The following is a 25,749-nucleotide window of genomic DNA, read 5'->3' as shown; positions in this document are numbered from 1 at the left end:
GGCCCCCACCCCGGAGAGTGCGGTGCCTGCCTCCTCGCCGAGCGCGGTGCCTGCCACTTCGGAGAGTGCGGTACCCGCCGAGGCCGTCGCCCCCCTCATGCGCGGGATCGCCGTCCTGCGGCGGCTGACCGAGGCCGACGGAGTGTCCAGCCTGAGCGGTCTTGAGCGGGCCACCGGCCTCGCCCGTTCCACCGTCGACCGGATCACCGCGACCCTCGCCCGCATGGGATACGTGCGCCTCGACGGCCGGGACGCCGTGCTCGCCCCGCGCTTGATGGAACTCGGCAACGCCTACCTCGCCGCCCTGCGCCTCCCCCGCCTGCTGGACGCGCACGCCGACGCCCTCGCCGACGAACTGGACGAGTCGGTGTCCCTGGCGGTCGGCGACCGGGACGGGATCCGCTTCATCCACCAGGCGACCCGGCGCCGCGCCATGTCGCTGAGCTTCCGCATCGGCGACCTGCTGCCCGCCGAACGCACCGCCCCCGGACCGCTGTTCGCCACCGAGTGGGGCGAGACGGAGTGGGCGCGCTGGCACGAACGCCGGGCGGCCGACCCGGAGGACCGGGGGTTCCCGACGGTACCGGCGCGCAGCCGGCCGATCGACGAAGCAGGGGACGAGGACGATCCCGTACGGCGTCAACAGCCCACCTCCGGCGACGACTTCGAGGAGCGTACGGCCGAGGCGCGGGAGGCCGGGTGGGCGCTCGACGACCAGTTGATCGAGCCGGGCCTCGTCGCCCTCTCCGTACCGGTGCGGGACGCGGGCAGCGGTCGTATCGCCTGCGTGGTGAGCGTGGTGAGCCACACCAGCCGGCACAGCGCGGCCGATCTGCGGGACACGCTGCTGCCTCGACTGCGCGCGGCCGTCGCCGCGATGGAGCGCGAGCTGCGCGAGGCGCCGCCCGCCGAACCGGCCGCCCCCTCGGGGCTCGCCGGCTGGACCGGCGCCTCCAAGCAGGAGCTGGGCCGGGAGTTCATCGAGTCGCTGGCCCGCGGGCTGACCGTGATCACGTCCTTCGGCGACGGCCGCGCCGAACTGACGCTCACCGAGGTCGCCCAGGCCACCGGACTCGCCCGTGCGACCGCCCGGCGCGCCCTCATCACCCTGGAGCACCTCGGATACGTCACCGCGCACGGCCGCGTCTTCCGGCTCACACCCCGCGTCCTGGGCCTCGGCTTCCCGCCGCTGTCCCGTACATCGCTCCCCCAGATCGCGACCCCGCACCTGACCCAACTCTCGCAGCGGCTGCGGGACTCGGCGTCGCTCGCGATCCTGACGGGCGACGAGATCCAGTACACGGCGCGCGTCGCCACCAGCGGCGTCATGAGCGTCAACGTCACGGTCGGTTCGCGACTGCCCGCGTACGCCACCTCGCTGGGCCGGGTGATCCTGGCCGATCTCCCGCCCACGGAACGGAAGTTGGGGGAACTGCGGCCCCTGACCCGGTACACGGTCACGGATCCGGAGCGGCTGACGGCTCTCCTCGACCGCGTACGGGAGGACGGATTCGCCCTGGTCGACGGGGAGTTGGAGGAGGGGCTGCGCTCCATCGCCGTACCGGTGCGCGAGCGTGGCGGCCGAGTGGTGGCCGCCGTCAACGTCGCCATGCACAGCAGCCGCCGTACGCCCGAGGAGTGCGCCGACAAGGTGCTGCCCGAACTGCACGCGGCGGCCACCCGGATCGAGGCGGATCTGCGGGTGGCGGGGCGGTTCCGGCGGGTGCCGAACGCGTGAGTGAGGCCGGTGCCTTGGGGCACCGGCCTCGACTGGTGGTGTCGGCAGGGGGTCAAGTGCTGCTGTCGGCGGAGGTCAGACGGCGAGCTCCTCCGCCGGGGCCGGGGCTTCAGTGGCCTGCTCTCCCTTGCTGTCCTTGCTGTCCTTGCTGTCTCGCATGACCAGGGTGGCGAGGACGGCGGCGGTGAGGACGCCGATCGCGCTGACGGTGAAGGTGGTCGACATCGAGTCGGTGAAGGCCTGCCGGGCGGCGTGCACCAGGCCCGAGTCGCCGTGGGCGACGGCCAGCGCACCGGCGATGGACTGCTTGGCCTGCGCGGGGGCGTCGGCGGGCATCTCGTCGGCGTAGCCGCTGGACAGGAGCGAGCCGAGGATCGCGATACCGAGCGCGGTGCCGGCCTGCTGGATGGTGTCGTTGAGGGCGGAGCCGACGCCCGCCTTGTCCGCCGGGATGGTGCCCATCAGCGCACCCACCGCGGCCGGCATGGCGAGACCGGCGCCAAGGCCGAGCAGACCGAGCGCGACCGCCGGGACGGTGAAGCCGGAGTCGACGGAGACCGTGGTCAGCAGGGCGAAGGAGGCGACCATCAGCAGCATTCCGGCGAGGATCACGAAGCGGTGGCCGATCTTCGCGGTGAGCTGGGCACCGGCCGTGTTGCCGGCCAGCGCGGCGACGGCCAGCGGCACGAAGGCGAGGCCCGCCTTGACCGGCGAATAGCCGAGCACGAACTGCAGGTACTGGGTGAGGACCAGCAGCAGGCCGCCGTTGCCGATCTGGACCAGCGAGAGCGAGAGCGAACCGCCGCTGAAGTTGCGGTGCTTGAAGAGAACGAGCGGGACCATCGGCGCGGCGGTGACGTTCTCCCAGACCACGAACCCGACGAGGGCGAGGACCGCGACGGCCAGGGTGATGCCGGCGTGGCCGCCGAGGGCGCCGTGCTGCGGGAGCTCGATGATCCACCAGACCAGGGCGGTCATGCCGACCGCGGAGAGCACCGCGCCGAGCGGGTCGGCCTTCTGCCAGGGCGCCTTCGACTCGGGCATGAGGGTGAGGCCCGCGAGGACGGCCAGGGCGACGACCGGGACGTTGATGAAGAAGATCGAGTGCCAGGAGAAGTGGTCGATCAGTACGCCGCCGAGCACCGGGCTGCCGACGAGGCCGAGCATCGAGACCGAGCCCCAGGCCGCCATCGCCTTGCCGCGCTCCTCCTCGTCGAAGACGGTGATGAGGATCGACAGCGTCGAGGGCATGATCAGCGCCCCGCCGACGCCCATCGCGGTCCGTACGGCGATGACCTCGCCGGGGTTGGTGCAGAAGGTGGCGGCGAGCGAGGCCGCCCCGAAGAGCAGCAACCCGATGATCATTATCTTCCGCCGGCCGAACCGGTCACCGAGGCTTCCTGAAGTCAGCAGGAGCCCGGCGAAGACCAGGATGTAGGAGTCGAGGATCCACTGGGTGTCCTGGGCACTCGCGCCGATGTCCTCGGTCATGGAGGGCACCGCCACGGTGAGCGCCATGCTGTCGACGACCAGGACCAGCGTGCTGAGGCAGAGCACGATGAGGATCCACCAGCGACGGGGGTTACGGGTTTCCATGAGCTTCCCTTTCGGCTTGCGCACGCTGTTCCTTCGTTGCGAACACTGTACGCAGCCCGGAACAGTGTGCGCAACCCCCTATCGATGTACGCTCTTTGCGAACGCCGTACGCAGTACTGGTCCCAGAGGAGCGCGCCATGGCCGCCGCCAAGACGAACCGGAAGCCGGACGGGAAGCCGGACGGGAAGCCCGACGGGAACGGGAACGGAACCGATCCGCGGCTCCCGCAGCACGCGAACCCGGCCCCTCCTGCCTCGACCCCCTCCGCCTCGACTCCCTCCGCCTCGCCTCCTTCCGCCCCGATCCCCTCCGTATGGACGCGGCAGCAGAAGGAGCCCGACCAGCCGGCGCTCAGTCGGGCGGCGATCGTCCGCGAGGCGATCGTCATGCTGGACGCGGACGGCATCGAGGCGCTCAGCATGCGCAAGCTCGGCGCCCGCCTGAACGCCGGCGCGACCTCTCTCTACCGGCACGTCGCCACCAAGGACGAGCTGATGGAACTCGCGGTGGACGAGGTCTTCGCCGAGATCACGGTCCCGCCCGCCGACACCCCCGACTGGCGCGCCTCCGCCACGGGGGCCGCCCAGTCCTTCCGCGCGACGGCCCTGCGCCACCGCTGGCTGTCCTCGGTCCTGGGCCAGGCGGGCCTCGCCTATCTGGGCCCCAACCTCATGTCGTACTCGGAACGCCTGGCCGCCCTGTTCACGGCCGCCGGCTTCCCCGAGCCGAGTCGCGCCATCGACACGGTGCTCTCGTACGTCATCGGCATGAGCACCACGGAGGCAGCCTGGCTCACCACGGTCGCCCGCTCCGGCGAGACGGAGGCCGACTTCATCGCCCGCCTGATGCCCGCCGCCCAGCAGGCCGCCGCCGACCACGACCACCTGTCCGACGCCTACGCCACGGCTGCGCCGGTCGACCCGGCCGCCCTCCGCGACACCAAATTCGCCTATGGCCTGGAGGTAGTCCTCGACGGCCTACAGCTCCGTCTCCCCCACTGACGCCCCCTCCCCCTGCCCCGCAACCAACGCTCCCTCCCCCTGACCTGCGAAAACCGAAACCTTGCCGCCCGCAACCCCACATCCGCTACGCTAGTCGCCGGGTCTCCCAGAAATCCACACGCCTTCGTAGCTCAGGGGATAGAGCACCGCTCTCCTAAAGCGGGTGTCGCAGGTTCGAATCCTGCCGGGGGCACCAGGGCAAAGGCCCCGGACCGATCTTGGTCCGGGGCCTTTGACATCTACTTTTGACATCAACGAGGGCGGTCACTGACGACCGGGGCGCTTCCTGAGCAGTCGGTCCATGTGGCTCATGGCCTCGCGCTGCGTGTCCTGCACGACGTGCGTGTACACGTCCATGGTGATGCTGATCTGACTGTGCCCGAGGATCTCCATCACGACGCGGGGCGCGACTCCGGCGGCCGTGAGGAGGGTGGCCGTGCCGTGCCGGGCGTCGTGCAGCCGGATGGCCCGGAGGCCGGCCGAGCTGGCGACGCGGGTGAAGGAGCGGTAGAGGTTCCGCGGTTCAACCTGGCGACCGGTGCGGGTGGTGAAGACGTAGCCGGACTCCCTCCACTGGTCCCCTGCCTTGGCACGGGCAGTTGCCTGCCGCATGCGGTGCCAGCGGAGGGGCGCGATGCAGAGCGCGGGCAGGGGAACGGCCCGACGGCGGCGGCTCTTCGGATCGTCGTCGTACAGGACGCCCCGGCGGCGTTGAGTCTGCTGGCGGACGTAGAGGACGCGGTTGTCGAGGTCGAGGTCGGACCAGCGGAGGCCGATGATCTCGCCCCGGCGAAGGCCCATCGCGATGGCGAGCACGAAGGCCGCGTACAGCGGATCTCCGCGGGATGCGGCGAGGAAGTCGAGCGTCTCTTCCAGGCTCCAGGGATTGAGTTCCGGATTGGCCGAGCGAGGCGGCTCGACGAGCTTCGCGACGTTGCGCGTGATCAGTTCCTCGCGGCATGCGGAGGTCAGCGCGGAACGCAGAACACGATGGGACTCCTTGGCTGTGGCTGCGGTGGCCTCTTTCTCCAGCCGGACGAGGAAGCGGCGCACGTCGGCCACGCCGAGGCCTTCGAGCCGCTTCGCGCCGATCCGGGGCACCAGGTAGAGCCGAACGTGCGCCTCGTACTTGTCGTACGTGCTGAGCTTCCGCCGAGGCTTGATCACGTTGTCCAGCCAGTACGGCAGCCACTCGGAGAGCTTGGCCGAGCGGGTTGGGACGGGGATGCCGGAGGCGACCTTGGCGAGGAGAACGCGACGCTTGGCGTCGCATTCCTCCCAGGTATTGCCGTAGGCGTACTTGCGGGCGGTGGTGCCATCGGGCTGAAGCACGTAGACCGCGCACTGATAGCGGCCGTCCTTGCGCTTGGTGATCGTGCCCGCGCCGTTGGGGTTGCGCTTGCGTTGCTTGGCCATCAGGCGGCTGCCTCCAGTTCGTTGGTGATGTACTCGCGGACCGCCCGTGCCGGAATCCGACGGCACCGGCCGATGGTGATCGAGGGCAAGCGACGAGAGCGGATCAGGTCATAGACCGTGGACCGCCCGAGCTTGAGGCGCGCCATGACGTCGGGCACGGTCAACAGCTCGTCGTCACGCATGAGTTGGCTCTCCTTCTGTTCCGGGGGCGGGTTCGAGGGATGCGGCGAGCCAGGCTTCGGCCGAGGAGAGACCGGTTCCGGCGAAGGCCCAGTGCGAGAGGACGTATGTCGTGTCGGTCTCGTGCTCGGTGGTCGTTGCTGCGGTGGCTTGTGCGCGGCGCCATTCGGCGCGTGCGGTGCGGAGGGCGCCGAGGGTGGTGGAGTAGCGGCGGGACTTGGTGGAGAAGTGGCCGCGGAAGCCGAGCATGTGGGCCCAGGCGCGGAGGCGGAGGTGTTCGAGGTCCTTGCGTGCGCCGAGGGTCCAGGCGGTGCGGATCAGTCGGCGGGCGTGGTCGCTGATGTCGAGCTGGGCCAGTTCGGCGACGAACTTGAGCGGGCGGTCGAGGGCTCCCGTGGCGGTCTCGGCGCCCTTGGTTGCGTACTTGGCGATGTACGCCGCGACCGCACGTTCGGTGAGTTCTTGGCCGCCGGTGAAGTCGGCGCTGCGGATGGTGCGGACGTCGAGTTGGCGGCCGAAGGTGAACGTGTGCGCGCGGTCGTCGAGGACCGGGCCGTCGACGCGGGTCTTGGTGGTGGCGGTGCGGATGGCGTCGGTCAGCAGGTCGGCCGTTGCCCAGGGCGGGGGCGGGGTGTCACCCCCGCCGGGGCCGTCGATCCGGATGACCGCATGGAAGTGGACGGCCCCGCGCTTCTGGTACTCGGCGACCTTGGCGAAGGACACGCGCGCGTGCTCACGGAAGCGGCGTTGCGACAGGCCTGCTCGCTTCGCGACCTCTCGGCGCAGGTAGGTGGAGAAGCGCCGCCAGAGCGGTCCGGCGTGGGCGTTCCAGAGGACTGCAGATTCGTAGTCGTAGGTCTCCGGGTTGAGCGGAGTGCCGAGTACGTCGTCGTCCTGGTCGTGGTGGACGCCGCAGCGGCAGGCACGTCCGTTGGAGGGGCGGTTGTGGACGGGGCCGAAGCTCGGGGCGGTGAAGGTGGCGAAGACGCGGGGGTGGGCGGCGACGTGTTCCGGGGTGCCCTTGCCGCCGCGCAAGCCCGCGCTGATCAGGTGGAAGGTGTCGCGGCGGTAGACCTCGGCGCAGGCCTCGCAGCGGGTGGTGCGGCGGTTGTTGCAGCGGACGAGGAGTTGCCCGGCCGGGAGGGTGGACGAGTTGAGGTAGTGGAGGACAGAGCCGATTTCACCGGTTCGCGTGTTGACGTCGTACTCGGTGCGGTGGCCGTCGAGGCGGATCGGGTGGGTGCAGCCGCCGAGGCCGGAGAGCTGTTGCATCAGGCCCGGCAGGCTGCCGGAGGAGGCGAGTTGGCCGAGTTCAGGGAGCGGGGGCGGGGTGGTGCGGGTGAAGATGGCTGTCTCCTTCTGGCTGGCTTGGTCAGACGGGAGAGGCCCCGGGGCGGCGGATGCTTGGCGGTATCGAGGCCGCCCCGGAGGCTGCATGCCGGTCAGCGACGGTGGTGGTCGCGGAGCATCGAGCGCAGGACCACGGCGGCTACGGCGACAGAGATGGCCGTGACGGCGACGGCGGCCAGGAGCGCGGTCAGCACGACGCCACCGACGAGGACGGCCGCAACCGTTCCGGTGTTGATGGAGAGCGGCGGGAGCGAGCGGCGTACGGGCGCCGGATCGGCCGGGGCGTGAGTGTGTGCGGGTGGTGGGGTCGGGTTGTCGGGGTACTTGGGCAGGAACACGGCGAAGCTCTCCTTGCCTACTCGTCTAGTTATGTGAGCCGTTTATGACGTCCACGCCGGAGCGCGTGCCGGACTCGATGGCCGGAGCCATGAAGGTGTGCGAGAGCCAGAAGCCGAACAGAGCGATCAGGACGACGATCCAGGTGCGGACGCCGAGGAACTTGACCGCTCCCCAGGCGAAGAAGCCGAGAACGAAGACGAGCGGCAGGCTGACGGTCACGGGGGTCAGGTCCTTTCAGCGGACGGGGCAGCGGTGGGTGCGGGCGGCCAGCTCGGCGGCGGCGCGGCTGTCGTAGTCGGCGGAGAAACCGCAGCGCGGGGCGATGCAGGCGGCGGTGTGCTTCTCGCGGCCCCGGCCGTCGTAGGACGTGCCGACCTGGACGGGGCCGATGCGGGTGACGGAGCGGAAGCGGCGGTTGGCGGTCACCGGATCTCCTTTCAGAGGTGGGCGGCAATGGCCTCGGCCATGGGCGCCGGGATGCCGAGGCGTGCGCGGAGAGTGGGGGTGTCGATGGGCGTGCCGGTGCGGGTGTGGTGTTCGGCGGCGACTTTGCGGGCGTGGTCGATGAGGGCGGTTGGGACGGATACGGCTGCCGGAGCCGGGTCGAGCGCGGGTGTCGGATCGGGGGCGGGTTCGGCGGCGTCCTCCTGGTCCTCGGTGTCCTCGTCGACCACCGTTGGCGTCGAGTGCGCGAGGAGCGTGCCGCCGAGGAAGGCGACCGCGGGCCAGCCCGCGACGAGGATGCGGAGCCAGGCCGGCACGGCGTCCATGTCGAGGAGTCCGGCGGTGGCGACGTTTGCCCCGAGGGACGCCGTGAGGGCGATGACGAACCAGCACCAGCCAGCGGCTTTCGCGTCGCCGGAGCGCAGTCGGCGCCAGGCGGCGACGAGCAGCAGGTCGACCGAGATCGGATAGGCCCAGGCCTTCCATCCGTCCTGTCCGGCCGCCGAGGCGACGTCGTGCAGGTGGGCGAAGGACAGCGCTGCCGCGATGACCGCTTGGACGAGTACCGCGTCGACGCGGGCCAGTTGGGCGCGCATGCTGCGGCTCCTTCCGGGTTTCAGGCATGGCAGGGGTAGGGAGTTGGCGCGAGGCGGTCACGCCGACCGGGGGGGGAGACAGGGCGCGGCTCAGTCGGTCAGCGGGTGCGGCTGGACGGTCGGGGCCGGGGACTCGATGGGTCGTACGGCCACGTCGGGCCGGAAGGGCTTGAGCGCGGGCAGGTCGGGGACCAGGTGGGCCGACTGGTGGCAGATCTCGGCGGCGTCGCCGAGGGAGAGGTACGGCGTGCGGATGCGGGACCAGCCGCCGGAGGTGTCGCCCGCAACGGCGAGGCCGGGCCGTTCGGCGGCGATGGCGCAGGCGGCAGAGACGGCCTCGGGGGCGATGTCGCCGAGCGCCATCTTGGCGGAGGCTTCGTCGTTGACGCGGTGGCAGACGCGGCCGGTGAGTTGGGCCCGGAGCATGGTCGCGCCCTTGCCCAGTTCGGCGCCGAAGCGCTGCCCGCAGACCTCCAGGTAGATACCGGCGGCCCGGCCGAGCTGGGCGAGCCGGATGAGTTGGGTGACCATCTCGTCGCGTCGTTCCTCGTCCTTCTTCGTGGCGACGAGGAAGAGTTCGGCCACCTCGTCGACGAACAGCACGATCGGTACGGGACGTTCGTGGTCGGGCAGGCCCCAGATGTCCGAGGTGATCTCCTCGTCGGGGATGCCCGGTGCGATGCCCTGCCGGGCTTTGATCAGGTCGTATCGGTCCTCCATTTCCTTGATGAGCACGGGCAGCAGCTCAGCCGCCTGTTCGGAATCGGTGGCCAGCGCGGAGAGTCGCGGGGCGAACGGTGCCAGCTCCACCCCGCGCTTGCAGTCGACGCCGACCAGGGCGACGGGCTGCGAGGCGAGTCCGGCGACGAGGTGGCGCAGGTACATAGACTTGCCGGACAGGGTTGCGCCGAGGGTGAGTTGGTGCGGGACGGTGCGGTAGTCGCGTACGAAGGCTGTGGCGTCCTCCCGCAGGGCTACGGGCACTTTGAGGAACCCAGTCTCGATCTTGCGAGGCATGCGCACCCGCCGTAGGACGTCGAAGCCGACGAGTCGCAGTTCAACCACGCCGGGCTTGACGGTCGTGACGTAGACAGCGTGAACTCCCCAGGCGTGCCGCAGGCGTTCGGCCGAGGCGGCGACGTCGGCGGGTTCCTGTCCCGGGGCGAGCCGGAGTCGAAGCCGTAACCCGGTCGAGGTGGGCCGGATGATGCCCCGGCGCGGCGGCACGGGCCGGACCTCACGGCGGGTGGTGGCCTTGACCGCCAGGACCCGCAGCCGGGAGGGAGCGACGGTCAGGCCGCACGCCTCCATGACCGAGCCGTAGGAGCTGAGCAGCCGGGCCGTGGATATCGGCAGGCCGACCGTGGACCAGTAGACGCCGGGGTGTCGATCCCGGGCGTAGGCAGCCCCGCCGCCGAGCGCGGCGACAGGACCACCCACCTCCAGAAGCGTTGCCAGATCGGTCATCAGGCCGTGGCCCCCATGGCGGCCGGGAACGCGGCCGGAGTGACGGCGGCGGCGCGGAACGCGATGCCGTGCCGCTGCTGCCCGTTGAACACGCTCTCCCACGGCCGGGCGACGAGCCCCGGCAGCGAGACCGGCGCCCCGAGCGCGAGCCCGTCGGAGACACCGCCCTCCGGAACGGTGACCTTGATCAGGGACGACTCCCCCTCCTCGATGTACACGACGCCGAGCGTCATCAGCGGCTCACCGCTGACGGCGTCCGTCGCCCTCTCGCCGGTCTGACGGTCGCGGACCTTGGGCTCAGGGGCCTCGGTGAGCAGGATCGTCGCGGCGGAGGTCTCCACACGGATGGTGCGCAAGATTTCTTCCTATCTACTCGTCTATACAAGATGCAGCCTTCGAACCCGATCTCTCCGGGAACATGGACCACCCTGCCACACAACTTGCCCACTCGTCTATACGAGTATGCCTGTTGGGCTGTACGAGTTCGGGAAGTCGGCCCCGCGCACCGCTCGAACCCACACGAACTCACCCGAAGGAACCGTCCTCCCGGATGGCGAAGAGCTCGCAACCGTCATGCTCGAAACGGGCTCGCCCGTCGAACGCGGAGCCAGGATGAGTGCAGACTCCCCAATCCCGCCCCAGCTCCCCACTCAGCGCGACCCAGAACCGGCAACCGCCGCATTGCGCGTCGTACCAGTCATCCCGGTATCCGGACTGGTGAGTGGGCCTGTTCTGCACCTGCGACCAGCGGTCGTGACAGGCGTCGTTGTGTTCGCGGTCGTCACCTGTCCACGCTCCGCCGGGCACGGCGCGGTCCGCGTTCACGTCGCCGGGAGCTGGTAGGACAGCACGTACGCGTCTGCCGCCATGACCGTGTCGCAGACCTCGACGGCGCGCCCCTCGGTGTCGTACGCGGTGCGGATGAGGTGGATGACGGGCACGCCGGAGGCCAGCCGGAGCGTCTTGACCTCGGTGGGCGAGGGCATCCTGGCGCGGATCTCCTCCTCGAAATGGTCGAGGTGATGGCCCAGCTCTTCGAGGCGGGCGTAGATGCCGCCGGGACCGGGGTTGGGCTCGGCGATCTGCGTGCCGCGGGCGATGTCGAGCGGCAGGTACGACGTCGCGAACTCCACGGGCCGGCCATCCAGCAGATACCGACGCCGACGAGCGAGCACCCGCCGTACGGAGCCGAGCCGGGTGGAGATGTCCTGGCTGGCCTTCTCCTCCTTGACCTCCAGGCTGTCCACCTGGGGGTGACTGCCCGCAGCGTCTGCCTCGACGATGAACGCGGACTTGCCCTGTTCGCGGTGGCGCCGGGCGAAGCGGTCGGAGGCGAGCCGCCGCACGGGCGGGCGCGGCCGGACGAAGACGCCCTTGCCGTGCTCGGCGGCGACCAGGCCCTCGCCCTGGAGGACGGAGAAGGAGTTGCGGACGGTCATCCGGGAAACGCCGTAGTGCTCGACGAGTTCGGCCTCGGAGGGGAGCTTTTCGCCCTCCTTGAAGCGCCCACGGTCGATGGCCTCGCGCAGCTGGTCGGCGATCTGCCGGAACACCGCACGATCGCTCGTGGGGTCGAGATCTCCGAGCACGCTCGGGAGTGACGTCACGAGTACTCCTTTAGGTATCTAGACGAGTGGGCGAGTGTTGTTGCTACGGTGGAGAGCCTAGCCAGCCGAGAGGGCCGAGGAACGTGAGCACTGACCGTCCGCACTCCGTGAGCGTTGCCGGAGTCATCGTCGACGACCAGGACCGCGCCCTCTTGATCCAGCGGCGCGACAACGGCCAGTGGGAACCCCCGGGGGGCATCGTCGAGCGCGGGGAAACCCTCCCCGAGGCCCTTCAGCGGGAAGTCCTCGAAGAGACCGGCGTCAAGATCGCGCTTCCCGCGACCCTCACCGGCGTCTACAAGAACATGACGGGCCTGATCGTCTCGCTGGTCTTCCGCTGCGAGGCCGCCGACGGCTCCCCCACCACCGGGGACGAGACCCGGGCACTGCGCTGGGCCACCCGTGAAGAAGTCACCGACCTCGCCGACGAGGCGTACGCGATCCGCGTCCTGGACGCTCTCGACGCGGCGTCCCCGCCGGCCATCCGCGCCCACGACGGCGTGAAACTCGTCTAGCCCGAACCCGCTGCACATGGCGGCCTACCAGCACGAAGGAACTTGTATGCACGAGTATACGAGCACCGCCCGGGTCTGGGGCCTCACTTGCCCAGGTTTTCCGGAAGAGGTCAGCCGGGCCCGCCGCTGGACGCGGGACATCCTGCGCGGATCGCCGTTCGCCGAGGACGCCGAACTGATCGTCAGCGAGCTGAGCGCGAACGCAATCCTGCACACCGCCAGCGGCCATGAATCGGGCAGCTTCCATCTGGCGCTCGCGGTCTCTTCGCAGGTGGTGGCCGTGTCCGTCACGGACGACGGCGGCACCGGGACCGCCCCAAAGGTCGAGCAACCCGACCAGGAGGCGGTGCACGGAAGAGGCCTCGGCATGGTCAGCGCCCTCGCCCACCGGGTCGTGGTCCACGACTCCCAGGTCGGCCACACGGTCACCGCGGAACTCTTCACGGACACCCGCCCGGGAGGCCACACGTGCTGACGCCGACGGCCACGGAGGACTTAGCTGCGGAGGGACAGAGCAGCTCGTACCGCTGCTGGGCTGTGGCCTATCCCGTCCATGAGAACCATTCAATCCTCCTGGGATCACACAACGCAGCGAGCCCCCGCCTGGCACTGCGCTGGCTGCGCGAGCGCACGAGAAACGTCACTGACCAGCTCGACACGGCGTACGCCCAGCCGGGCCGCCACTGGCTGACGGACGAGCCCGAGCACGAACGAGCCCTCTCCTACCTGACCACCGGCACGGCCTACCAACTCACTCTGCACGACGAGAGCACCCGCTACGTGATCGTGGCCTACCCGCCAGGAGCAATCACGTGAACGACCTCACCCCCGGCTACTGGTGCGAATGCTGGACCGAAGACCTCGCCCAGACCCGACGACCGGCCCTCCTCGGCTGCTTCGACGCCTACTCCGCCGCACAGGCAGACCGCTGGATCGCCATCGCACTCCGCTCGATCACGTCCGCACTCGAACCGGCAGAAGCCGAAGCCGCCTGGGACTGGCTGTACGACGGCCGCATCACAACCCGTGAAGCCCTACTCCGCTCCGAGCCCTGCACCGTGTCGGTCAACAACGCCACCACACGCATCACATGGACCGCCCGACCCGTGCTCTTCCTGCCCCTCGCACACCGCCAGAACACCGAACTGCCAGCCTGCGCAGAACAGTTCAGACCCCACGCCAGTGATCCAGAGCCCGACTGAGTTACAACTTTCTCTACTGGTTCAAGTGCCCGCGCGAGGCGCGGGCTGGCCCCTGGGGCCCGACCCCTCTGCGCCTACGGCGCCGGGGTCGGCCCCTGGGGCCGCAAGCGAGTTACGGCCCTGAGTAGAAACCTAAACGGGCAGGCCACGGTCAGAACGATGCCTCCGGCGGGGATCGGCCGGCACCGGGATGGAGGGGGCGCCGTTCGCGACTGCGGGCCCGTAGTGGCGTGCGCGGAGTGCTCCCATCCCGTCCACCATCGACCCAGGCAGAGCCGAGCAGACGCGGCCCATGGCGTCCAGGTCGTTCGTACAGTGGCGCGCTCCACCTGGACGCCATGAACCACGCCCGCTCCACGGTGTGTGGGTCGACGGCGGACGGGATGGGAGCTGAGGCGAGTGACGGGCTGAGGTGTAGCTCGACAGCAGGCGGCGTCCAAGAGCTTCCGGATGCCTGAGGCGAGGTCGGGATTTATGGTCATAGGTAGGGACTGACGGCCGTCTTATCCCAGGCAAATGCCGATGAGAGGGAGTTCGGCATGGCGACTCGCGGCGGTGGCGAGGACGTGCTGGATGACACTTTGGCACGCGTTCTGATCTGGACCGGCACTGTCACTGTGATCGGCCTAGCAGTACTTCAGTTACCTGTCTTGATGGGTAACAAGACTGCAGTCCACGCCATCATCAGTCCTGAGCTTGCACTAACAGGCTTCTTGATCGGGATTGGCGGCCTCGGTGACCTTGCGTACGCGATCTTCAACACGCTGTGTGGGGACAAAAAGCGGACCCGCAAGGCTGCGGGCGCATACATCGCCAACATGATCACATGTGCGCTAGCCCTGGCAGTTACCCTGATGGCATATGGCGTGCTACAAGATGCAGATAAGCACGCCGTGACCGGCGAGACGGTCGCTTGGGCTGTTGCTCCTGCCAGTCTCGCCATAGTCTCTGGTACCTCAGCGGTCTGGCTCGCAGCGATCAGGTGATGATCATGGACCCCACACTTCCGATAGCCGTGGCGGCAGTAAGTACCGTTGCGGCCTGGGCGAGTGCAGTCGTCGCTGCGAAGCAGCGTCGCCAAGTCAAGGAGCGCGAGCAGGAACGCGCCGAAAAAGAGGCGCAACTCCTCGCATCTCACGCCGAAGCTGTGTCCGAAGATGCCAGGAGAACCCTGCGGAGTGTATTTGAGGGACTGTCCGCGCACGTTGAGGAAGCCCATGGTGCGCAGCCTGTTTCCGCGCGTCTCAACCGAGACATAGCAGAGGACTTGCTAGGCATTCGAGCCCCGGTCGAGATCGTAGCGCTGGGCTGGGAAGAGGAAGCGCAGAGCCGGGGCCGATGAACCATCGTTGCCGCTGACTATGGTGATGTTGAATTTGATCCAGTCATTGGTCCGGCTTCGATCTCGTTGAGCACCCTCTCGACGAGGTACTTGAGGTGCTCCTTACTCTCTGTCGGGCGAACAGTCTGACACGGCCCGGCTGTGGCCTTACAGGTACACGGGCCCGTGATGATCGACCTGATAAGCAGAGACGAGCCGCGGAGCACCAGCCCCCTTCACCTGCACATCCCTCCGGGACCGACAGGCCATCCGAGACCGTGCCACTTCCGTGCCAGAACGGACGGGCACTCACGGGGACTCGGGGTGTCTAGGAGCACTCGCCGCCAGACTCCGGCAAGGGTAAGGAATCCTCAGGTCACGCTCGTGATCGCCCAACCTCGCTCCTAAAGCGGTGGTCCGCACCTGGCGGGTGAGATCATCCGAGGATGGCAGACGCGCAACTCCCCCCAGGCTGGACCCTCCAGCGGATCCGCGACGTATCCGGAGACCGGGAGGCTATCGCGCTGGATCCAAACCGGGCAGTGCAGTGGGTGGCCGGCGCCGGAGCCCCGGAGGGCTGCACCCAGAGATCATTCTCGGGTTCCACAGTCTGTGCCTCGTGAAGCCCGTTCAAGACGACGACTGGTACATGGGAAGCCTGTACGACGACGGCAGTATCGACTGTTGGACAGCCTACGACGATCTGTACGAGGCACTACGCGGTCTGTAGCGGCATGCGGGCTGGGCACCCGGCGCCATGACTCATGACGGCCGGGGCCGTCTCCGGGCCGTCCGAGGGTGCTCAACGACGACCAACACTGACAACTATCGACGGCTAAGCCGCAGGTAGCAGCGTTGATCGATTGCAGGGGCGCAGGTCAGAGGCCCGGTCCCTCACTTCTTCGGCAGTGGTCAGAGCCGAACCCGCTGTTCACGGCTCTTCCTGAAGGACGTCGACATGATGTTCGTCAAGACCGCTTGCCGCTGATGACATCAGCGGCTGACACCAACAAGCACGAACAGCGGCGGTCGAGGCCGGACCCCAGAGGCTGATCGGCCAAGGCGCACGGGCGGTTGGCCGACGTTGGTAGACCCCTGTGATCGACCTGATAAGGATGAGGCCAGACCGCAAAGCCGCTGCACCGCAAGGGCGCCGTCCTCAACCCCTGGACGGCGCCCCGCTTGCCTGACTCAGTCATTGAGACTCCGTAAGTTGTTTGGCGGTCCGCTCATAGCGCGGGCGGGCCAGTCAACGTTCGCCTTGCTACGGCCGGCCATGCTGATCGTGACCGCCGCGGCGCAGCACCAACGCCGCCTTCCTGGCGAACTGCACCTCGCTCAGCCCGCAGAACGGCTCGGTCTGCTTCAAATCACCCAACCCATCCCAGTCAAGTACCAACCACCTCACCGGTTCAGGAGCAGACTCAGGGCATATTGCCCTATTCTGTGCAGAGCCCACGTCGTCACACTGCAGCTGCATTAGCGCGACGACGTGGATGTTCTGGCAGCATTTCTGTTGGCCTCACGGAAGGCTAATTGTGGTAAAGCTATTTATGGATGAGTCAGGGAACGGAAACGCTACTCAACCACTGATCGTAGGCGCCGTTGAGCTTGGTGAAGATGCAGACGAAATAGAGAAGAAAATTCGAGATTTGCACAGAGACCTATGTGCAAGGAGAAGCTTGGCCGGACTTCCCAGCTTCGAGAAATTTCGCGAGAACGGTTTTCACAGCTCGACCGATCCACTAGAGGTCTCCGGTCCATTCACAGAGCTCATGCGGAAAATCTTCTTCAGGACATATATGGTTACAACCAATCGAAAGAGTTTTCCAAACGTCGAGGAATCCGAGCTAATCGAGTTCATGTACGTGAAATTGCTGAGTGATCTATCGATCCGGCATGGCCGTGAAGCTGAATTGCTTTGCTACATAGAGCAAAGCGAAGAAATGAAGTCAATCCTGAGCCGACTTCCCGATAGTGTCACCAGGCAGGCACGCAAAACGGCCGGGCAATCTGTTTCGCTGCCACGACTAAACACTACGATGGTCGGCAAACGTGATTACATGTCTACGGCCATCATCGACTATGTCATGGCAGCCGTAAGCAGATGGCTTAAAGCGGACCGCACGACGAGCGCGGAATCCTACTTTTATAGAGCGTTCAGTAACATTGAACCGTCTATCTCCATGCTCTATTCGTTCGAGGACGGTCGAATCTCCAGTCGAAAGGACCCCCTTCACTGATGTATGGTAAAATCCCGGCGAAGGTAGGGTCGCGGTCATCTTTGTGCGCGAGTTCGCGTGCGTTGCAGGATAGCTCTTGCATGGGAGTGCGGCCCTACCTTCTTACGTCCCAGCAGGGAGGGGTCAGTGCCATACTCGGTTGAAGACTTGGCGCAGCAAGCTGGCGTATCGGCTGAAATTCTAGAGTGGCTGAGTTCGGAGATCCCTGCCGGTGATGGCCGACTCTACGAGCAGCGAATATACCGCAAGAAGCACGGCGGAGTGCGCGAAGTATTCAAGCCGAAGCAGCCATTCGATACCGTTAGTAAGAATTTGTATCGGAGCTTCACAAGGCAATTCTCATATGCGGCTCCCGATCATGTTCACGGATTCGTTCGCGAACGTTCTACGATCACGAATGCCAGTCACCACTTGGCCAAAAAGTGCGTATTGCGTATGGATCTAGAGGATTTCTTTCCGTCGATTAGCGCCGCAACAATAAAGGCCCTCTTGCGAGAGCAAGGTTACGAAGGGAAGGCCGCAGACTTTGCTGTCAGTCTCGTCACTATCGGCGGCAAGCTGCCTATCGGACTCAGCACGTCGCCCCTCTTGTCTAATCTGGCCTTCCTGAGCACGGACCACACCCTTGCCGAGTATGCGCAGTCGGAGGGGTTGTCGTTTACGCGCTATGTGGACGATCTCACATTTTCCGGCGACGTTACTGACCGCCACTCAACGGATATCGCTCGAATTCTCGACGAGGCTGGCTGGTCGGTGAACACGCGTAAAACCGTTTTCATGCGCCGCGGCGGTCCACAATACGTTACCGGCCTGTACGTGGGAGAATCGGACGGGCCTCGGATTCCACGCAAGCTCAAGCGTAAAATGCGGTGGGTCTTGCACATCATATCGAAATTTGGTTACGACATATATATGGCAGAGTTCGGCGGCAGGGAAGAGGGGATGCGTCGGCGTCGCCTCTTGGGCTGGGCATGCTATATCGCCGCAGTCGAGCCAGACGTGGGGTTCCCGCTGCTACGAAAATTCGATGAACTGGTGTCAGAGGGGGATGAAGAGTATTGGGATGAAGAGTATCCATACGACCTGCTCTGAGGTTTTCCCGGCAGCCCGGAAGTGATGGCGGTTGACCGGGACGCGTGGCTGGTCTCAGCCGGGGTCTCGGGCAGATCGAGCCGTTCTACGGGCTGAGCAACGTGCAGTTCGCCAGGCTGATGGCGTTGGTGTGGTTGCGCGGCCATGAGGTTCAGCGTGGCCGGCGCCTCTAACTCCCGGTTGAACGGTCAACCCTGGGCTAGGGCGCGCGTTCCGCCTCGGCTACCGCCTCCGGTGTCGCAGGCGGCGGCAAGGTCCTGCCCCGAGCCACGGATCTCAACACCTCGACAACCTCATCCTCGGTCACCGGCTCAGCCTCTCAACCCGGAGCGGTGCAGGCCATGCCTTGGAGGCGTGGGGTTGATCAATTACTCGCCGCCGTCGGCAGGCACCCCGTCGCTACGCTGTCCCTGGGCCGTCCGACAGTGACCAACGTCGACAGGTGGTGCGCACATCGAACGCAGGTCAGCCCAGCTCAAGCCAGCACCAGCCGAGTTGAGCACCCATTGAAGCCAGTTCTCCGTGATCTGACAAACCATCGGCGGCGGACGCTAGCGTCGGTATAGTTAATGCTCCTTCCCTCGGCGCGCATGCTGACGGATCGCTAACTCTGTTGGAGCATGCAGATTGGCCGACTACGACTTCCGCACCCTCTCGCCTAACGACTTCGAATTATTGATTCGTGATCTTCTCGAAGCCGAGTATCGCTGGCGCTTGGAGGCGTTCGGTCGTGGTCGCGACGGAGGCATCGACTTACGGGCGAGCACGGCAGCAGGGAAGGTCGTCGTCCAGTGCAAGCACTACCTCGGCTCGTCGTTCTCGGACCTTCGCGCGTCGGCACGTCGGGAAGTTCCAAAGATGGACAAAGAGAAGCCCGACCGCTATCTCTTCGTCACGTCCCAAGATCTAAACAGGACACAGAAAGACACCCTCGCTGGTGACCTCCAGCCGTGGCTTTCTGACACCGCTGACCTACTGACCCAAGCTGATATCAATGGCCTAATCACGCGGCATCCAATAGTAGAGCAACAACATTTTAAGCTTTGGCTCGCCTCGACAACCATTTTGGAACGCATTGTCCAGAGCGGCATCTGGGAGCGTAGCGAGGCGCTGCTTGAGGACATTAGGGATCGTGTGAAGCTGTATGTTCCAACTAGCAGCTTCAAAGCGGCATACGAACTAATCGACGATAAGCATGTGGTCGTCCTAACGGGTTCGCCGGGAGTCGGTAAGAGCATGCTCGCCGAAATGCTCGCTCTAAGGTACTGGCACGAAAACTGGCAGATCGTATCGGTGGGAACCGACGTTGACGACGCATGGGAGGCATACAAGTCGGGGCGCAAGCAGGTGTTCCTGTACGACGATTTCCTCGGACAAACGGACCTCAGCGAAAGGCGCGCGAAGGACAGTTCGGTAATACGCCTAATGGACCGCGTGGCGCGGAACCCAGACAAACGGCTTGTCATGACTACGAGATCGCAAATTCTTCAACAAGCTCGACTAATCAGCGAGCCGATCGCTCATGCAGACTTACGAGTTGTCGAGTTCGTAATAAAGATCGCCGAGTACGGGGCGATTCAACGAGCCCGCATACTGTACAATCATCTCTACTTTTCTGCCCTGTCACGAGAAGTCGTCAGGGAGTACGTAGAGAATTCTTCCTACTGGACAGTCGTTAGGCATGAAAACTTCTCCCCGCGGATCCTGGAATTGGTCATCAAGCGGCCTCACGCGTCGGCGGATAAACTCGCGCGCACTCTCAACCACACGCTTGACCATCCACTGGACCTTTGGAGAATTGTATTCAACAATGGATTGTCGGATCTTGCGCAACGGCTAACGCTTACACTTGCCTCATTTCCTGTTCATGGCGCCAGCTCCAGGGACCTTAAGGATTTGGTTAAAAAAGAGGCGAAGCCAACGGAGTATACGAGCGCACTTCGAGTACTAGAAGGCACCTTTGTCAGCCTGGAAACACGGGGTGACGGGGACGCGATGATCGCCTACGCAAATCCAAGCGTGCGTGACTTCACTCTCGCTTTCCTTGACGAAGAGCCGGACTACCTGATGGCCATCATCTGGGACGCAATGCATCTGGCTCAAGTGGGCACGCTCCTGGTATACGCGGTATCTGAGCTTGACGGTAAGCTCCGCTTCCCGAACTGCGCCGAAACAGTTACTCGCCACACAAGCTCCATTCTCAGGAAGATGATAGAGCTCATCGCCAAAGAAAAGGAGGCCAGTAAATCCGATCCACGCGGACTGGCTAGGATCTACCAGCGAACGATTAAACCCCTTCTCAACTCTCTGCAGCCAGCGCATCGGCTTCTAGGGAAATCATTCAATGAACTCCTTGCAGTGACAACCGAACTTCTTAAGGGCTCAGCCTCGGGGTATATGGAGCCGGACGATTGGAGGCCCTTCAATGTGGCCTTGATGATGCGCTACGCAGAAGATCCGGATCCTGTTCGAGATGATCTGCGATGGGCCTTCGAAAGCTGGGGCGAATCGCTGTACACGCTAGATGACGTGACGGCATTCAGGGATTTCTTTGAGTCGTACGGCTCAGTTCTAAAGCAACACTTCGACCCTAGTGAAAAGTTTTACGAGAGCGTCTGGTCTGGGTTGCGGCAGGAGCTGGAGAACTTGTCCGGCAATGAGCAGGATCGTGATTCCGATCATCAGTGGGTTGACGACGTTGAAACAATGGCGATTAGAGTCGGCGTCATCGACGACATGAGATCAGACATTGAATCTGCTCGAGATTCGATTGAACAACGTTACGCATACGACGAGTATCCCCGCGATCGGCCCCCATCTGGGATGGGCTACGGATTCCCAGGCACCTCCGTATCGCCTTCCGAGCGTAGGACGATCGAAGGCATGTTTCGCGAGCTTTCATAGCGCCCGGAGACCGCAGCCGTCTGCATCGCCGGCATCTTCGGGTTGGCCACGGCGGCAATCCCTTCTTGCTGCTCGTTGGTGGTTATCGGGCTCGTGGTCTTCGGCTTGGGCATCTTCATGGCTCTCGTGGAAGCCCTCAGCGAATGACCCTGCTGAGGTACAGCAGCGAGGTACAGCAACCCCAGCAACCGGCGGCGCCCCACGCCGCCCATGACCTTCAATGACCGAGCTCTGTAGAGCTACGGATCAGAAGGTTCTGACATCCGTGGCTGACATCAACGACGGCGGACGGGGGTGCACGTCAGCGACTCTGCCCGGCCGCCGCACCAGTCGACGACACCAGCAGGATCAGGCGCGGATCGAACTCCTAAAGCGGGTGTCGCAGGTTCGAATCCTGCCGGGGGCACAGAGAAGCACCAGGTCAGGGGCCCTCCCGTCCAGCGGACGGGAGGGCCCTGCGCTTGTGGCACACATAGGGCACGCCCGCCGTCGGTCGGGATGCGAGGTGATTCCCCCCGTTGGATGGTGGAGTCATGAACCAGCACCACCAGTCCCATCGGACGATCGAGATCGACACCCGGCTCGTCATGACCGGTGCCCTGCTGACCGCGGCCGGTGCCGTAGTGGCATGCGCCGGCATGGCCATCGGGGCTTTCGCCGTGTTCACGGCAGGTCGGCAAATGATCCGCGACATGGACGTGCCCCCGGCCCAGCAGGCGGCCATGAAGTGGCAGCAGGCCAAGGACGCGTCTCGAGCGGGTATGCAGGCGTGGCAGTCCGCGTCCGACGCTCAGAACGGATCGCGCGCGAGGTAGTCCGGCGAAGCCGTTCACCCACCGGGTCCCGGGCACGGTGCGAGACGGACGCCCGAATCACGGGCCCCGGACAGGCCCCGATGCCGGGCTGGCCGCCCTTCACCCGCTCCGCTCGCACGCGCTCGGGCAACGGTTGGGATCGCCACTGGACGCGGTGCCGCGCACAGTGGCGTCGGCTGTGCCCCGACCGGCAGGAGGATCCATGCACAGGGGCTCCGGGGGACGCGGTCGCCTCGCACAGCGTTGGTCCGCACGGCTTGCCCTCGTCGCCGTGCTCGCTGCGGTGGTGATCCTTCTCGTGTTCGCGGGAATCAAGAGCCTGGCGCTCCTGGGCGCCGGGCTGGCCGCGCTGGCCATAGCGGCAGCGAGCCTGTGGTGGGCACTGACCCAGCATGGAATCGGCAGACTGCTCGCTTTCACCCTGGCCGCCGTCGCCCCGCTTGCGGTGCTGGCGCTCTACGCATGGGCGGAGCTGCTGTGGGTCGTACTCGTTTCCCTTGCCTTGTGGGCCGTCGGAGTTACCGTCGGCGGAGCGGCACTCAGCAGGGACATCGAGCAAACCGGCCCCCCGGAGATGCGGACTGCTCCCCCCAAGCACCCCTTCCTCATCATGAACGCACTATCAGGCGGTGGAAAGGTGGGGAAGTTCCACCTCAGGGAGAAGGCCGTGGCGCTCGACGCCGACGTCCTCCTGCTCGACACAGCTCATCGGCAGGACGTGGTCGCGCTCGCCGACAAGGCGGTCGAAGACGGCGCCGACCTTCTCGGAGTCGCAGGCGGTGACGGCACACAGGCCCTGGTCGCCGGAGTCGCCGCCAGGCACGGCATTCCCTTCATGGTGATCCCGGCCGGAACCCGCAACCACTTCGCCCTCGACCTCGGCCTGGACCGGGACGACCCGTCGACCTGCCTGGACGCGCTCACCGACGGCGTCGAACTCCGCGTCGACCTCGGTTTCATCGGTGAGCGAGCCTTCGTCAACAACGCGTCCTTCGGCACCTACGCATCCGTGGTGCAAAGTCCCGCCTACCGCGACGACAAGGTCCGCACCATCCTCCAGACCCTTCCCGACCTGCTTACCCACCGACGCGGTCCCCGGCTGGCCGTCCGCACCACGGACATGGCCATCGACGGACCCCAGGCCGTGCTCATCAGCAACAACCCCTACCGGATGGGCGACCTCGCCGGCCTCGGACGCCGTGAGGTCCTGGATTCAGGTGCCCTCGGCGTCCTGGGCGTCAACGTCGACAACGCCGCGCAGGCAGCCGAGTTGCTCGCGGGGAGGCACGCGCCCGGCCTCACCACCCTGACCGCCCAGGAGGTCGTCATCGATGCGGACGAGCCCGAGATCGAAGCCGGGGTCGACGGCGAGGCACTGACCTTGCCGACGCCCGTACGATGCACGATCCGTCCCCGGGCCCTGCGCGTACGGGTACCGCGGCACCGCCCCGGCGTGCCCCGGACGAGGGCCCCCATGAACTGGCGGCGGCTAGGGAAGCTGGCGCTGAGCTGAGAAGCCGTCGTCCTTCTGGACCTCATTGATGGGGTTCCGCTGGTCAGGCGTGAAAAGAGCGGTGTCCAGAACGCGGTGTCCAGAACGAGGTCCTCGGCACGGCTCAGCGCGCTTTCGTAGCGGACCGCTTCGCGCCTTTGCTCCTGTTGGTGCTCGTACTGCTGCGCCCTGCCTTTGCGGGCACGCTCTTTGGCGTTGCGGCCTTCTTCGTGCCCGAGACCGTCCGCGATGGCGCTTTCCGGGTCGGCGCGGTCGGCCACTTGAATTCGATCTCCAGCTCGATCTCCCCATTACCGATCTCGACCTCGATCTCGCTGCGAAGGTCGTCGGGGATCCGCAGGCTCAGCGTTCCGGGGCTGAGTTCCAGTTCGGCCTCCCCACCTTCCCGTAGCGCGGCTGCGAGTGCCGTGAGCTGGTCAGCCGCCTCAAGGCGTGACAGCGAGCGCTTCTGCTCGAACTTGAGGTCCTTCATGGGTGTCTCCCATCCGGATACGGCGCAAAGCGCCCAGATCCCACAACCGCACGTCGCGTTCGATCGGTCGGGCTACTTCCAATCTCGTCCTCTGGGGTTCACTGCGCACCTCGGGTGCCCCCGCGCCGGCGGAACCGAGCGTGGTCGAGCAGCGTTGTCACGCACTCTTGGCGGAGCGCCCGTGCAAGCCGGGCATCGTCCTGTCAAGTGACTCCGCTGACCTCAGTCCGCCAACCGGTTGACCTCCGGGGCGGGTCGCGGATCGCCCTCCGGGGCGGCTGGGACGATGCGCGCATGGCGCCCAGAGCAGACTCTGCTGAGAGTTCGGCAACGACACGCATCGTCCTGCTGGCACTCACGGCCGGTCAGTTCCTGATGGCGCTCGACAGCTCCGTCATGAACGTCTCGATCGCGACGGTGGCCGAAGACGTGGGCACGACGGTGACGGGTATCCAAGGCGCCATCACGGCCTACACCCTCGTGATGGCGATGTTCATGATCCCCGGCGGCAAGGTGGGGGCGCTGATCGGCCGCAAACGCGCGTTCATGATCGGCTGCGGCATCTACGGCTGCGGCTCCCTCACCACTGCACTCGCGCCGAACCTGCCCGTGCTGCTGCTCGGCTGGTCGTTCCTGGAGGGGATCGGGGCGGCACTCATCCTGCCCGCGATCGTGGCGCTCGTGGCGAGCAACTTCGCCGTTGAACGCCGTCCCGCCGCCTACGGTCTCGTCGCGGCCGCAGGGGCCGTGGCGATCGCGGTCGGGCCGATCATCGGGGGTGTCGCGACGACGTACTTCTCCTGGCGGTGGGTCTTCGCCGGTGAGGTCGTGATGGTGGTCGGCATCCTGGTGCTCGCCGGCCGCATCGCCGACGCGCCGATCGGCGAACGCCCTCGCATCGATCTCGTCGGCGCCGTGCTGTCCGCGCTCGGGCTCGGGATCTTCGTCTACGGCGTACTCCGCTCGGACGAATGGGGCTGGTTCCAGCCGAAGCCCGACGCGCCTTCGTGGCTCGGGGTCTCGCTGGTCGTGTGGCTGATGCTGGCCGGTCTGCTGCTGGTCTGGCTCTTCCTCCGCTGGGAGGCCCGCATGGTCGAGCGGCGCAGGGAGCCACTCGTCGACCCGGGCATGCTGCACAACAAGCAGCTCACCGGCGGACTGACGATGTTCTTCTTCCAGTACCTCGTTCAGATGGGCGTGTTCTTCGTCGTACCGCTCTATCTGTCGGTCGCCCTGGGCCTGTCCGCGCTCAAGACCGGTGCCCGCATCCTGCCGCTCTCCGTGACGCTGCTGGCGGCCGCCATCCTGATCCCCCGCTACTTGCCGGACGTGTCGCCGCGGCGGGTGGTGCGGCTCGGGATCCTCGCGTTGTTCGCGGGCGCGGTGGTCCTGATGGCCGCGCTCGACGCGGACGCCGGCGCGGAGATCGTCACCATCCCCCTCCTGCTGATCGGGCTCGGCATGGGCGCGCTGGCGTCCCAGCTCGGGTCGGTCACCGTGTCCGCCGTGCCCGAAGCACAGAGCGCGGAAGTCGGCGGAGTCCAGAACGCCGTCACCAACCTCGGCGCCTCGATCGGTACGGCACTCGCCGGGTCGATCATGATCGCCGCGCTGACGACTTCCTTCCTCACCAGCGTGGACCGGAATCCGGCGATCCCGGCCGAGGTCAAGAGCCGGTCGGCCGTCGAACTCCAAAGCGGCGCACCGTTCTTGTCGGACGCCCAGCTCAAGTCCGCCCTCGACGAAGCGGGCACCAGCACGGAGGTGACGCAAGCGGCACTCGACGCGAACGCCGACGCCAGGATCGACGGTCTGCGCGCCGCCCTCGCCATCCTCGCCTTCACCGCTCTCCTCGCGATGTTCTTCACCTCACGGATCCCGAAGACCCAGCCCGGTTCGACGGGCCCATAGCCGCGGGACGCCCTTGCACTCGCGACC

The 25,749-nt window shown here is 66.3% G+C and carries 26 protein-coding genes, 1 tRNA gene and 1 pseudogene; 14 read left to right on the top strand and 14 right to left on the bottom strand.

The genetic code is table 11. The features are described 5' to 3' along the window. The first annotated feature begins 97 nt into the window (after positions 1-97). The gene (locus AB5J56_RS26075) at positions 98-1,738 is read left to right on the top strand and encodes an IclR family transcriptional regulator C-terminal domain-containing protein (RefSeq protein WP_369242785.1); all 1,641 of its coding nucleotides are present in this window, start codon (positions 98-100) and stop codon (positions 1,736-1,738) included. A 75-nt stretch (positions 1,739-1,813) separates the two neighbouring features. Here AB5J56_RS26075 and AB5J56_RS26070 read toward each other — a convergent pair whose 3' ends face one another. Then, on the bottom strand, positions 1,814-3,334 hold the full coding sequence (locus AB5J56_RS26070; protein ID WP_369235523.1) for an MFS transporter: 1,521 nt from the start codon (positions 3,332-3,334) through the stop codon (positions 1,814-1,816). A gap of 137 nt (positions 3,335-3,471) precedes the next feature. Here AB5J56_RS26070 and AB5J56_RS26065 point away from each other — a divergent pair, with 137 nt between their 5' ends. Then, positions 3,472-4,335 carry a TetR/AcrR family transcriptional regulator C-terminal domain-containing protein gene (locus AB5J56_RS26065; protein ID WP_369235521.1) on the top strand — a complete coding sequence of 288 codons (864 nt, stop codon included), beginning with the start codon at positions 3,472-3,474 and terminating at the stop codon, positions 4,333-4,335. Between the two features lie 120 nt (positions 4,336-4,455). After that, positions 4,456-4,531 (top strand) — tRNA-Arg (locus AB5J56_RS26060). A gap of 68 nt (positions 4,532-4,599) precedes the next feature. Here AB5J56_RS26060 and AB5J56_RS26055 read toward each other — a convergent pair. The 11 genes from AB5J56_RS26055 to AB5J56_RS26005 all read right to left on the bottom strand — a co-directional run bounded on the left by AB5J56_RS26055 (position 4,600) and on the right by AB5J56_RS26005 (position 11,734). Further along, positions 4,600-5,751 carry a tyrosine-type recombinase/integrase gene (locus AB5J56_RS26055; RefSeq protein WP_369235519.1) on the bottom strand — a complete coding sequence of 384 codons (1,152 nt, stop codon included), beginning with the start codon at positions 5,749-5,751 and terminating at the stop codon, positions 4,600-4,602. Then, positions 5,751-5,933: a helix-turn-helix domain-containing protein gene (locus tag AB5J56_RS26050; RefSeq protein ID WP_031056340.1), complete on the bottom strand. Its 183-nt coding sequence runs from the start codon at positions 5,931-5,933 to the stop codon at positions 5,751-5,753. The genes AB5J56_RS26055 and AB5J56_RS26050 overlap by 1 nt, the downstream gene beginning before the upstream one ends. Beyond that, positions 5,926-7,203, bottom strand: a complete 1,278-nt coding sequence (locus tag AB5J56_RS26045) for a replication initiator (protein WP_369235517.1) — start codon at positions 7,201-7,203, stop codon at positions 5,926-5,928. Before AB5J56_RS26045 ends, AB5J56_RS26050 begins: the two co-directional genes overlap by 8 nt. A gap of 170 nt (positions 7,204-7,373) precedes the next feature. Further along, complete coding sequence (locus tag AB5J56_RS26040) at positions 7,374-7,619, bottom strand: SpdD protein (RefSeq protein ID WP_369235515.1); 246 nt, start codon at positions 7,617-7,619, stop codon at positions 7,374-7,376. 25 nt (positions 7,620-7,644) lie between these two features. After that, positions 7,645-7,839, bottom strand: coding sequence for a hypothetical protein (locus AB5J56_RS26035; RefSeq protein WP_369235513.1), 195 nt, complete (start codon positions 7,837-7,839; stop codon positions 7,645-7,647). A 15-nt stretch (positions 7,840-7,854) separates the two neighbouring features. Next, positions 7,855-8,046 (bottom strand): mobile element transfer protein, encoded by a 192-nt coding sequence (locus tag AB5J56_RS26030; protein WP_369235511.1) that lies wholly within the window; start codon positions 8,044-8,046, stop codon positions 7,855-7,857. An 11-nt stretch (positions 8,047-8,057) separates the two neighbouring features. Beyond that, the gene (locus tag AB5J56_RS26025; RefSeq protein ID WP_369235509.1) at positions 8,058-8,660 is read right to left on the bottom strand and encodes a DUF2637 domain-containing protein; all 603 of its coding nucleotides are present in this window, start codon (positions 8,658-8,660) and stop codon (positions 8,058-8,060) included. Positions 8,661-8,750: 90 nt separating this feature from the next. Next, positions 8,751-10,127, bottom strand: coding sequence for an FtsK/SpoIIIE domain-containing protein (locus tag AB5J56_RS26020; protein WP_369235507.1), 1,377 nt, complete (start codon positions 10,125-10,127; stop codon positions 8,751-8,753). Beyond that, positions 10,127-10,483 carry a hypothetical protein gene (locus AB5J56_RS26015; RefSeq protein ID WP_369235505.1) on the bottom strand — a complete coding sequence of 119 codons (357 nt, stop codon included), beginning with the start codon at positions 10,481-10,483 and terminating at the stop codon, positions 10,127-10,129. The genes AB5J56_RS26020 and AB5J56_RS26015 overlap by 1 nt, the downstream gene beginning before the upstream one ends. A gap of 169 nt (positions 10,484-10,652) precedes the next feature. Next, positions 10,653-10,934 carry a DUF3027 domain-containing protein gene (locus AB5J56_RS26010; protein WP_369242783.1) on the bottom strand — a complete coding sequence of 94 codons (282 nt, stop codon included), beginning with the start codon at positions 10,932-10,934 and terminating at the stop codon, positions 10,653-10,655. A gap of 14 nt (positions 10,935-10,948) precedes the next feature. Beyond that, positions 10,949-11,734 carry a GntR family transcriptional regulator gene (locus tag AB5J56_RS26005; protein ID WP_369235503.1) on the bottom strand — a complete coding sequence of 262 codons (786 nt, stop codon included), beginning with the start codon at positions 11,732-11,734 and terminating at the stop codon, positions 10,949-10,951. A 107-nt stretch (positions 11,735-11,841) separates the two neighbouring features. Here AB5J56_RS26005 and AB5J56_RS26000 point away from each other — a divergent pair, with 107 nt between their 5' ends. From AB5J56_RS26000 to AB5J56_RS25980, 5 genes are all read left to right on the top strand, one after another. Next, a complete protein-coding gene (locus AB5J56_RS26000; protein WP_369242781.1) occupies positions 11,842-12,249 on the top strand; it encodes an NUDIX hydrolase in 408 nt (135 codons plus the stop codon). A gap of 46 nt (positions 12,250-12,295) precedes the next feature. Further along, positions 12,296-12,724, top strand: a complete 429-nt coding sequence (locus AB5J56_RS25995) for an ATP-binding protein (RefSeq protein WP_369235501.1) — start codon at positions 12,296-12,298, stop codon at positions 12,722-12,724. Beyond that, a complete protein-coding gene (locus AB5J56_RS25990) occupies positions 12,718-13,065 on the top strand; it encodes a hypothetical protein (protein ID WP_369235499.1) in 348 nt (115 codons plus the stop codon). The genes AB5J56_RS25995 and AB5J56_RS25990 overlap by 7 nt, the downstream gene beginning before the upstream one ends. Then, positions 13,062-13,451: a hypothetical protein gene (locus tag AB5J56_RS25985; protein WP_369235497.1), complete on the top strand. Its 390-nt coding sequence runs from the start codon at positions 13,062-13,064 to the stop codon at positions 13,449-13,451. Before AB5J56_RS25990 ends, AB5J56_RS25985 begins: the two co-directional genes overlap by 4 nt. Before the next feature lie 539 nt (positions 13,452-13,990). Continuing rightward, a complete protein-coding gene (locus AB5J56_RS25980; protein WP_369235495.1) occupies positions 13,991-14,437 on the top strand; it encodes a hypothetical protein in 447 nt (148 codons plus the stop codon). A 1,602-nt stretch (positions 14,438-16,039) separates the two neighbouring features. Here the strand turns inward: AB5J56_RS25980 and AB5J56_RS25975 are convergent. Then, a pseudogene (locus AB5J56_RS25975) lies at positions 16,040-16,150 on the bottom strand (IS5/IS1182 family transposase); the annotation flags it as partial. A 304-nt stretch (positions 16,151-16,454) separates the two neighbouring features. Between AB5J56_RS25975 and AB5J56_RS25970 the strand changes: the two are divergent. The 5 genes from AB5J56_RS25970 (at position 16,455) to AB5J56_RS25950 (ending at position 23,339) form a co-directional block, all read left to right on the top strand. Next, a complete protein-coding gene (locus tag AB5J56_RS25970) occupies positions 16,455-17,015 on the top strand; it encodes a hypothetical protein (protein ID WP_369235493.1) in 561 nt (186 codons plus the stop codon). Between the two features lie 126 nt (positions 17,016-17,141). Further along, positions 17,142-18,107 (top strand): reverse transcriptase family protein, encoded by a 966-nt coding sequence (locus tag AB5J56_RS25965; RefSeq protein ID WP_369235491.1) that lies wholly within the window; start codon positions 17,142-17,144, stop codon positions 18,105-18,107. A 627-nt stretch (positions 18,108-18,734) separates the two neighbouring features. Next, entirely contained in the window at positions 18,735-21,011 is a 2,277-nt protein-coding gene (locus AB5J56_RS25960) for a restriction endonuclease (protein ID WP_369235489.1), read from the top strand. 533 nt (positions 21,012-21,544) lie between these two features. Next, complete coding sequence (locus AB5J56_RS25955) at positions 21,545-21,826, top strand: hypothetical protein (protein WP_369235487.1); 282 nt, start codon at positions 21,545-21,547, stop codon at positions 21,824-21,826. 202 nt (positions 21,827-22,028) lie between these two features. Beyond that, positions 22,029-23,339: a diacylglycerol kinase family protein gene (locus AB5J56_RS25950; protein WP_369235485.1), complete on the top strand. Its 1,311-nt coding sequence runs from the start codon at positions 22,029-22,031 to the stop codon at positions 23,337-23,339. Between the two features lie 103 nt (positions 23,340-23,442). On the opposite strand, the gene AB5J56_RS25945 is transcribed toward AB5J56_RS25950, so the two are convergent. Then, a complete protein-coding gene (locus AB5J56_RS25945) occupies positions 23,443-23,811 on the bottom strand; it encodes an amphi-Trp domain-containing protein (protein WP_369235483.1) in 369 nt (122 codons plus the stop codon). A 294-nt stretch (positions 23,812-24,105) separates the two neighbouring features. Here AB5J56_RS25945 and AB5J56_RS25940 point away from each other — a divergent pair, with 294 nt between their 5' ends. Then, positions 24,106-25,722: an MFS transporter gene (locus AB5J56_RS25940; RefSeq protein WP_369235481.1), complete on the top strand. Its 1,617-nt coding sequence runs from the start codon at positions 24,106-24,108 to the stop codon at positions 25,720-25,722. The last annotated feature ends 27 nt before the right edge of the window (positions 25,723-25,749 follow it).

The organism is Streptomyces sp. R21, assembly GCF_041051975.1.
Lineage (GTDB): Bacteria > Actinomycetota > Actinomycetes > Streptomycetales > Streptomycetaceae > Streptomyces.
The sequence above is the reverse complement of the archived record's forward strand: the minus strand, read 5'-3'. Positions and strand labels throughout refer to the sequence as shown.